Here is a 7,883-nt window from a genome sequence, read left to right on the forward strand (position 1 = left end):
CAGCCGAGCCAGCATGTCGCCAGATGCCTCAACAATATCGTTCAGATCGTTTGCAATAGACATAAAAAATCCGGAACCAGTGATTGGTTCCGGATTGTCCTACAGCAGAAGGATCGGTCAATGGATCCTTAACTGATCAGCATTGCGGCACCGACCGGCTTTTGGGCATAGGCTTTTGCGTCGTAATCCTGCTTCGACACTATCCCCAAGGATCCCAGCACGTTGACGAAGGTGCTCTGGGGGGCACTAAGAGTGATGGCAACCTCGGTGGGCGAGAGCACCTTGGCCGAGACAAAGTTGCCCATGTCGATCTTGCCGCCACCCTGGGCTGCGCTGTTGTAGGTGAAGGCCACATCCTCGGCGGTGAGCGGTGCACCGTTGGAGAATTTCAGGTCAGGCTTGAGGGTAATGATCCATCCCTTGCCATCCGTGCTCGGGGTCACCGATTGGGTGAGCACGTTTTGCCAGCTGAGATCGGCGTTTTGTTTGAGCAGCGGACTGTGCAACAGCAGGTAGCTGCCGTGGCTCCAGCCAAGCAGAGGGTCAAACCCTTCGGTGGGCTCACTGCCAATGGCGAGCTTGAGTTCGGCGGGGACGGGCTGGGCAGCCAGCGCCATGGTAGAGAAACCGCCCGAGAGCAGGGCCAGCAGGGGCAGTGCCCGCACCAGGACTGGCGCACCAAGCAGGCCATCGACGCGGCCATGTTCAATCTTCATCATGATCCTTGTTCCCAGGATTCACTCGCAGAGATGCAACGCCACCTCAATGAGGCGAGTGAGGGGCCCATGCCGGCCCCTGTGTCAAACTGACGCGCCCGGTTGTCGGCACGCCTTGGTCTCAGGACTTTCGTCCCCCGAACAGTCGTCGGCGCCCCAAATCCACGCCGCCAGCCCCCTGCTGCACCGGAAGCGAAAGCAGCATCTTGAGGGTGCTGCTCACCAGCGCCCGCCCCTCGTCGGCGCCGAGATGCGGGTCGATGGGGGACATGAGCGAGCAGGCCAGCAACTGCCCCATCTCGGGCAATGCCCCCACCATAAAGGTCAGGTTGCCGCAGGGGAGCTGCAGGGCGAGCCGATCGCGGCTGCCACGCACCGGCCAGAGCTGATACGGCCCGGGCAGCACCACCACGCAGAGCATCCAGGGGGTGAGCACGCAGCCAAGCCACTGCCCTTCAAACAGGGTGCACTCGGCGACGATGGGCATGGCCGGGTGATAGAAAGGCAGACCTTGCATCTCTTCGCGGGCGATCCGCTCGTACTGGGCTACCAGCAATGGCGCGGGATTCGCGGCAAAACCGGCGAACTCCTGCGCCGACTCTGTCGTGGCTTCGTTCACTGTCTTGTTCACTACCTCATTCACAATGGATTGCGCCATAGGCCCTCCCGCGCTCGCTCGGCCTTCTCCTGCTCAAAGAGCGGAATGGCCGGAGCTCCCAGACTGGCCAACAGGGTCAGGATCCGATCCGTCGCCTCCCCCATGGCAGCCGCCACCACGGGGGTGAGGCCGATGCGCGGTTCGAGGGATTGGGGTTCGACCCCGATCAGGGTGAGCCGCTTGGGCGACTCCCCCGTCATGTGCAGCGCCGAGAGCACGTCCGCCAGCCCCAGCTGATGGGGGGAGATCTTGCGACCGAACAGGGTCGGAATCGCCTCATCCTTCAGGGTCACCACGGTACCCGGTGGATTGCCGCTGCGCACCGCGTCCGCCAGTATGATGTGGTCGCGACTGGCCATGGCTTCGATCAGCTCCATGCCGGCGGTGCCGCCATCGAGCAGCTCGATGCCGGGGGCGAAGCGGTAGTCGCGCTCCAGCCCCTCGACGATGCGCACCCCCACCGCCTCGTCGCTCAAGAGCAGGTTGCCCACGCCCAGGATCAGGGTGTTCATCACAGCACCTTCACCTGAGTCACGTCGCCACTCTGGGTATCCACCACGTGCACCGCGCAGGACATGCAGGGGTCGAACGAGTGGATGGTGCGCACCACCTCCAGCGGCTTGGCGGGGTCGGCCACCGGGGTGCCTACCAGAGATTGCTCGTAGGGGCCGGGTTCATCATTGAAGTTGCGCGGGCCCGAGTTCCAGGTCGATGGCACCACCGCCTGATAGTTCTCGATCTTGCCGCCCTTGATGACTACCCAGTGGGAGAGCATGCCGCGCGGCGCCTCTTCAAAGCCCACCCCGCGAAACTCCTTGTCCGCCGGGATCTCGGTCTTGATGTAGGCGCTGACATCCCCCTTGCCGATGTTGTCCACCAGCTCCTTCCACTGGTGAGACAGGGTGTCTTTGAGCACGCAGCAGCGTACCGCCCGGCCGATGATGCGGCCCAGGGTGGAGTGCAGTTGTTCGGTCTTGATGGCTGAACCGGTGAGCGTCTTATAGAGGCCGTTGAGCTGATCGAAGTGCGCCACCGTCTCCGGGTGTTTGGCGGCGAGCTTGACCAAGAGGTCTGCGAGCGGCCCCACCTCCACCACCTTGCCGTAGAAGGTGGGGGATTTGACCCAGGAGTACTTGCCGTCATCCTGCCAGCCGGTGTAGTCGGGCTCGGTTTTGCCCTCCCAGGGCTTGAGGGGCTCGTCATCCTTGTACCAGGCGTGCTTGTTGCTCTCGGCAATGCCATCCATCAGCCAGGCATCCTGATGGCTCTCGATGGGGCGATAGCCGGCCAGATCGCCGTTCTCGATGTAGCCACCGGGCATCAGGAAGCTGCCGCCGTCACCGTCGGTGGGCAGCTCCGGCACGCTCAGGTAGTGCTTGGCCCCCTGCCCCAGGTTCAGCCACTCGGGGTAGTGGGCGGCGATGATGGCGGCATCCACCTTGTAGACCTGCTCGATAAACTCGCCGAGCCGATCGATAAAGCTCTTCACGTAGAGCAGCCGCTCGAGGTTGAGCACGCTCGGTGCATCCAGGTTGATGGGGTTGGCCACCCCGCCCACCGCCAGATTCTGAATGTGGGGGGTCTTGCCGCCCAAAATGGCGACGATGCGGTTGGCATCGCGCTGGCACTCCAGCGCCTGCAGATAGTGAGCCACGGCGATGAGGTTCACCTCCGGGCTCAGCTTCATCGCCTTGTGGCCCCAGTAGCCGTTGGCGAAGATGCCGAGCTGGCCGCTCGCCACCAGGGCGCGGATCTTCTCCTGCACCTTGGTCAGCTCGTCGACGCTGTTGAGGGACCAAGTCGATACCCCCTTGAGCATGTCCGCCGCTTTTTGCGGATTGGCCTCAAGGGCCGCGGTGATGTCCACCCAGTCCAGCGCGGAGAGCTGATAGAAGTGGACGATGTGATCGTGGATGTTGTGGGCCGCGATGATGAGGTTACGGATGTACTGGGCGTTGACCGGCACCTTGGCGCCGATGGCGTTCTCCACCGCCCGCACCGAGGCGATGGCGTGAATGGAGGTGCACACCCCGCAGATGCGCTGCACTATCATCCAGGCATCGCGCGGGTCGTTGCCCTTGACGATCTCCTCCATCCCGCGCCACATGGTGCCGGACGACCAGGCCTTGGTGACGACGCCGCCTTCGATTTCACAGTCGATACGCAGGTGACCCTCGATGCGGGTGATGGGGTCTATGGTGATACGTTGGCTCATACGTTGGCTTTCCCTCGGGCCTGATAATCTTGGTGAACACGTTCAAGTGATGGCAGTACCGGCAAGAGCCGGATCAACAGCAAATAGGCACACACCTCGATGGCAACAAAGCCCAGGGAGATCAGCACTTCCGCCGCAGAGGGGAAGTAGTGGTAGCCATTGCCGGGGTTGAAGGCGAGCAGGGAGTAATCCAGTCGCCAGAGGGCGGCGCCCAGCAGCATGCTGAGGGCCCCCAGGAACAACATGCGCGAATCGCGGCGGCTCTTGTCCCAGTGGAACACCAGCAGCGGGAAGATCATCAGCGCGATCTCGCTCCAGAACATCAAGGCGTAGCGATTCCACTCGGAGAGATACTCCGACTTGTCGTTGATGACGATCTCGGCAAAGCGTAGCGCCACGAACAGGATCAGGAAGATGTCGATCACCTGGGTCAGCTTGTAGAACAGCGACTTCTCGTTGGGGCCGCGCCCCGCCAGCCCCGCCTGCACCAGGGAGCCTTCAAACACCACGATGGAGAAGCCCATGATGAAGGCGGTCAGAAGCGAAAAGACTGGCAGCAGCTCGTAGCTTTGCCAGAGCGGATGGATCTTCTCCCCCGCCACTATCATCAAAGAGCCCATCGAGGATTGGTGCATGGTGGGCAGCAGGGCCCCCAGCGCCAGGATGAAGAACATGATCTTGTTGAGCCGCGCCATGGAGGCCTTCCAGCCGAACTTCTCCAGGAGCACGGGGGCAAACTCCAGCGCCATCACCCCGATGTAGATAGTCATGCAGACCGCTGTCTCGAACAGCACCGAGGAGGTGTTGAAGAAACCCGGAATGTAGAAGTAGGGCAAGTTCCAGTAACGGCCGACGTCGATGGTGATGGAGAGGCCGCCCAGCGAATAGCCAAACAGACTCGCCAGCAGGGCCGGCCTTACCAGGGGGTGATACTCGCCCCGGTTGAAGACGTAGACCGCCCAGGCCAGTGCCCAACCGCCGCAGGCGAAACCGGTGCCGATCAGCAGATCGAACGAGATCCAGAGCCCCCAGGGATAACCCCCGTTGAGATCGGTGACCGAACCCAGCCCAAAGATCAGGCGTTTAAGGATCAGCATGCCGCACAGGATGACGAACGGCGCCAGCACCATGACCGGCCAGCTGACCAGCCTGCCTCCCAGCGGATGTGCCTTGTGATTACTCATGATCCTTGCCTCCCGATTGCTTGTCATGGCCCGCGTGCGAGTCATGATCGTCGCCATCCTGATGGTCCTTGGTGTTGCGGCGAATGAGCACCGAGAGCCCGGTCAGCACCACCAGCGGCAGCACCATCCCCTTGTAGAGGGTGTGCTGGATGTGCTCGGAGCGCGCCCCGGAGGAGAGCTCCGGCAAAGCGGGCATGTCGAGCTTGGTGTAGGGCACCCCGGCCAGCACCAGCACCTGGGTACCGCCCCCCTCCTTCTCGCCGTAGACGTAAGGCTGGTAGTTGGGCACCTCGTGCAGGTAGGGATCGTTGGCGCTGAAGGTCTGGCGCGGGTAGGCATACTCGCTGCCCGGGGTGGCCAGCAGCCGGCGCTTGGCTTCGGCCATCAGCGCCTCGCGGGTGCCGAAGATGACGGCGCCGGTGGGGCACACCTCGACACAGCCGGGCAATTTGCCCTGATCGATGCGCTCAAGCCCCTTCTGGTTGCAAAGCTCGCACTTGTGGATCGCCCCGAACGGGTTGTCGTAGTCATATTTGGGCACGTCGAACGGGCAGCCCACCATGCAGTAGCGGCAGCCGGTGCAGACATCCGGGTCGTAGTGGACGATGCCGGTCTTGGGATCCTTGGTCAGCGCCTGCACCGGGCAGACGGAGACGCAGTTGGGATCGACACAGTGCATGCACTGCTTCTTGATGTAGGCATAGCCATCCACCAGCTGATCCTTGTGCTCACCCGTGCCGCTCTTCCACACCTGAATGATGTTGTTGGTGTAGGGGCTCAGCTTGTCGTTGTTGGACCAAGTTGCTTCCCCGGCCGGATTGGCCGGGTTGCCGTTGAGGCGCTGACACTCCGCCACACAGGCCTGGCAGCCGATGCAGAGGGTGGAGTCGTAGAGCATGCCGAGTGCGCCGGGAATGGGCGGCTTGTTCTCGGCCGCCGCCAGGGCAGTGCCGGAGACGGTGGTGCCCGCCGCCAGCGCACCGACGGAGGCGAATTTGAGAAAATTGCGTCTGTTCACGGTCACTCCTCCCGTGATGAGTGCTGTCCGGCTTCATGGCGCTTCTGCTGGCGACCGAGCTCGCGCACCGTCATCAGACTCACCCCGACCAGCACCCCGAGCGCCCCACCGATAAGGCCGGTGGCGGTGGGCGACATGTGTCCTCCCTCCTGGATGGCCACGTCGGGCTTGTTCACCCGCGGGGTGGGATTCTCCACCTTGGCGAGCTGGAAGATCCCCTTGCTGAAACCCACCCCCTGCTCGTTGCAGCCATAGCAGGGGTGGCCTATGCCCACCGGCCAGATGCCGCCGCCCACGTCGCAGAACTCCAGGGTCGAGCAGTTGCCGTAGGTCTCCGGCCCCTTGCAGCCCAGGTGATAGAGGCACCAGCCCTGACGGTGGCCCTCGTCACCAAACTCCTTGGCGAAACGGCCGGCGTCGAAGTGCGGGCGACGCTCGCAGTTTTCGTGGATGAGCCGTTCATAGGCAAACAGCGGCCGCTTCTTGGCATCGAGCGCCGGCAGCTTGCCGTATGTGATGTAGTAGGCGACCGTGGTGAGGAAGTTGTGGGGATTGGGCGGGCAGCCCGGGATATTGATAATCGGCGTGCCGAGGTTGCCGAGGGCCTCCTCCAGGCTGACGGCACCGGTCGGGTTGCCGCCGCTGGCGGGCACCCCGCCCCAGGCGGCGCAGGAGCCGATGGCGATGACGGCAGCCGCATCGGCAGCCGCGCGGCGAATATGGTCGACGATGGGTTCCCCCGCCACCATGCAGTAGATGCCGCCATCTTTAAGCGGGATGGAGCCGTCCACCACCAGCACATACTTGCCCCTGTAGCGTTCGATGGCATTGTGCTTGTTCTCTTCGGCCTGATGGCCGAAGGCCGCCGAGAGCACCTCGTGGTACTCCAGCGAAATGGTGTTGAGGATCAGGTTCTCGATGGTGGGGTGGGTGGCGCGCAGCAGCGACTCGGTGCAACCGGTACACTCCTGCGCCCCTATCCAGATCACCGGTGGCCGCTCGGGGCTGGTGAGCGCGGTGGCCATCTTGGCCACGGCATGCTGGCTTAATCCAAGGGTTGCGGCCATCCCGGCGCACAATTTCATAAAGTCACGGCGATTAATTCCATGAGCCGATAAAAAAGTATCCTCGACCATTCTTCTTATTCCCGTCAGTGAGCATTGTTTGACAAATGCTTAATTGCGGGAATGCTATGCCTCCCCTTCCCCCTTTATGTTGATCTCCATCAAGTGACGGAACATTATTCAAATAGAAAACTCATCATCATGGATTTAAAAACTCCATATATAGCATAGACTTAGAAAGCATGGTGCGGGTCACAAAAATACCCACTAGGGGGTATTTTTGCGTGTTATTGAATTTAATTCATTTAAATTACCCGTTAGTTCGTGATGTTAAATAATCAGAATGAAAGCGTTGTCACACTATTTGATCCAATATTTATGCTACCAGTTACAGGCTTTTTTCCGCGTCAAAAGTAGCTAAAAATATATACCTTTAAATTTTATTTAATTATATGTCACCAACCAAAATGAACGCGCAAACGATATTTATTATCAGCTTTTAAGAAATAACCCGCCCTGCTGTTCAAGGCTGATCTTCGCCGCTTGATTAATTAACCGGCCCACATCCATGCTTCACCATCCCTGGCCACGGATGACCTGTCTCTCCGGCCGCGTGCGCCACCAAGCCGGCCACAAGCTTTCTTGGTGGCGTACACCACTCGCCGGTTCGACGAGATGCCCTCTTTAATCCGGCAGTTCCACCTTCACCCCCCATGGAGCTGGTAGCCTGCTTTTCTCCTCTGCCATGCACCTGCCCCTCCCCGCACCTTGGCCAGGGGTCGGCAACCCCACCTGCACGCAGCCGGTGCGAAAAACCGCCAACAATGTGCGAAAACGGCTCGATCCCCCTCCCGTTTTAAGGGGAAAAACCAGTGATAAATATTGGTTCTTCGCGGGATCTTGGGGAAGTGGAAGTTGACAGACAGGGTGCTGGTAAACTGGCTGTCTCCAAACACACCACCACCATCACCCTGCTGTCGCCGTGCATCATATTGATATTGCCTCCTTCTGGCCAGGTTATACCGTCA

At 60.9% G+C, this 7,883-nt stretch carries 6 protein-coding genes and 1 pseudogene; all 7 read right to left on the reverse strand.

The genetic code is table 11. From position 1 onward, the window contains the following. Window positions 1-146 precede the first annotated feature (146 nt). Window positions 147-716, reverse strand: a pseudogene (locus J9889_RS19575) (ABC transporter substrate-binding protein); the annotation flags it as partial. 121 nt (window positions 717-837) lie between these two features. Further along, entirely contained in the window at window positions 838-1,374 is a 537-nt protein-coding gene (gene hybE / locus J9889_RS19580) for a hydrogenase-2 assembly chaperone (RefSeq protein ID WP_210557784.1), read from the reverse strand. Beyond that, on the reverse strand, window positions 1,356-1,886 hold the full coding sequence (locus tag J9889_RS19585; RefSeq protein WP_210557786.1) for a HyaD/HybD family hydrogenase maturation endopeptidase: 531 nt from the start codon (window positions 1,884-1,886) through the stop codon (window positions 1,356-1,358). Before J9889_RS19585 ends, hybE begins: the two co-directional genes overlap by 19 nt. Then, complete coding sequence (gene hybC, locus J9889_RS19590) at window positions 1,886-3,589, reverse strand: hydrogenase 2 large subunit (protein WP_210557787.1); 1,704 nt, start codon at window positions 3,587-3,589, stop codon at window positions 1,886-1,888. The genes J9889_RS19585 and hybC overlap by 1 nt, the downstream gene beginning before the upstream one ends. Next, window positions 3,586-4,773, reverse strand: coding sequence for a Ni/Fe-hydrogenase cytochrome b subunit (hybB, locus tag J9889_RS19595; protein ID WP_017778885.1), 1,188 nt, complete (start codon window positions 4,771-4,773; stop codon window positions 3,586-3,588). Before hybB ends, hybC begins: the two co-directional genes overlap by 4 nt. Continuing rightward, window positions 4,766-5,791: a hydrogenase 2 operon protein HybA gene (hybA, locus tag J9889_RS19600; RefSeq protein ID WP_201355850.1), complete on the reverse strand. Its 1,026-nt coding sequence runs from the start codon at window positions 5,789-5,791 to the stop codon at window positions 4,766-4,768. The genes hybB and hybA overlap by 8 nt, the downstream gene beginning before the upstream one ends. Window positions 5,792-5,793: 2 nt before the next feature. Then, window positions 5,794-6,927, reverse strand: a complete 1,134-nt coding sequence (gene hybO, locus J9889_RS19605; protein ID WP_210557789.1) for a hydrogenase 2 small subunit — start codon at window positions 6,925-6,927, stop codon at window positions 5,794-5,796. Window positions 6,928-7,883 lie beyond the last annotated feature (956 nt).

The organism is Aeromonas sp. PrichA-15 (assembly GCF_017939245.1).
Lineage (GTDB): Bacteria > Pseudomonadota > Gammaproteobacteria > Enterobacterales > Aeromonadaceae > Aeromonas > Aeromonas caviae.